The sequence below is a fragment of the Mesorhizobium sp. M1E.F.Ca.ET.041.01.1.1 genome, assembly GCF_003997355.1.
Lineage (GTDB): Bacteria > Pseudomonadota > Alphaproteobacteria > Rhizobiales > Rhizobiaceae > Mesorhizobium.
In genome coordinates, this window is record NZ_RZSL01000997.1 from 1 (window position 1) to 1363 (window position 1363).

General features: G+C 63.8%; 1 protein-coding gene and 1 pseudogene. Both read right to left on the reverse strand.

Annotated elements, in window-relative coordinates:
* Positions 1 to 152, reverse strand: a pseudogene (locus EOA38_RS40785) (response regulator); the annotation flags it as partial.
* Positions 149 to 1291, reverse strand: coding sequence for a nitrogen regulation protein NR(II) (locus EOA38_RS36750; RefSeq protein WP_127301515.1), 1143 nt, complete (start codon positions 1289 to 1291; stop codon positions 149 to 151). The pseudogene EOA38_RS40785 and the gene EOA38_RS36750, both read right to left, overlap by 4 nt.
* Between the last annotated feature and the right edge of the window lie 72 nt (positions 1292 to 1363).

The following is a 1363-nucleotide window of genomic DNA, read 5'->3' on the forward strand; positions in this document are numbered from 1 at the left end:
AGATCGCCTTCGCCAGCCGCCACCCAGCGCCACAGGGTCGAGGCGTTCGAGGTGACGCGCACCTCATGGCCGACGCGCGACAGCGCCTGGTTGAGCACGGTGCGGATGGCCGCATCGTCGTCGGCGACGAGAATATTGCCGCGAACGGTCATTTGCGGTCTCCTTCAGCTTCGTCGCCGGCGCCGGGCGCAGTCTCCTTCCAGGCCGGCATTAGGACGCGGAACGTGGTCCCGCGCGGCGTCGAATCGCATTCGATGATGCCGCCATGCTCACCGACGATCTTTGCAACCAGCGCCAGCCCAAGGCCGGAGCCGTTCGGCTTGGTGGTGATGAATGGGTCGAAGAGGATCGGCAGGATGTCCTCGGAAACGCCGGGCCCGTTGTCGTGCACGCAAAATTCCAGCGGCAGCGAGACACGGTCCTGCGTTCCGGGCACGGAAACGCGGATGCCGGGCCGGAAGGCGGTCGACAGCACGATCTCACCCTGCGGGTCGGCGCCGATCGCCTCGGCGGCATTCTTGACCAGGTTCAGGAACACCTGGATCAACTGGTCGCGATTGGCGAAGACCGGAGGAAGCGATGGATCATACTCTTCCAAAATCTTGATTCGCTTCGCAAAACCATTTTTGGCGATTGCCTTCACATGATCCAGCACGACATGGATGTTGACGGGGAAGCGCTCGATCGGCCGCTCGTCGGAAAACACCTCCATGCGGTCGACCAGCGAGACGATGCGGTCGGTCTCGTCGGTGATCAGCCTCGTCAGCGCGCGGTCCTCGTCGGAGGCCGACAGTTCGAGCAGTTGGGCGGCGCCGCGGATACCCGAAAGCGGGTTCTTGATCTCATGCGCCAGCATAGCCGCGAGGCCGGTGACGGAACGGGCGGCACCCCGGTGCGTCATCCGACGATCGATCTTGTCGGCCATCGACCGTTCCTGGAACATCACCACGACGGAACCTGGGAACTCCGGCACCGGCGCGACATAGAGATCGACCATCTTTTCGATGCCAAGGCGCGGCGAGGAGACGTCGACGCGGTATTCGTTGACCGGCGCGTGGCGCTCGCGCACCTGGTCGACCAGCGTCAGCAGCGGGCTGCCGAACGGCACCAGCTTGGACAAAGTGTTGCGCGCGAGCATGGTGGCGCTGGAGCGGAAGAAATCCTCGGCATCCGCATTGGCGAAAGTAATGAAGCCGTCGGCATCGACCATGATCACCGGGCGGCGGATGGTGTTCAGCACGATGTTGGCGGCATCCGCCATTTCGGTTGGCTGTGGAGCGCTCGCCTTCATGCCGCGCTCCGCATTTCGGTCAGCATGACAGGATCGGCAAGAGCCTTGCGCAGCCCTCGGATGACCTCCGTG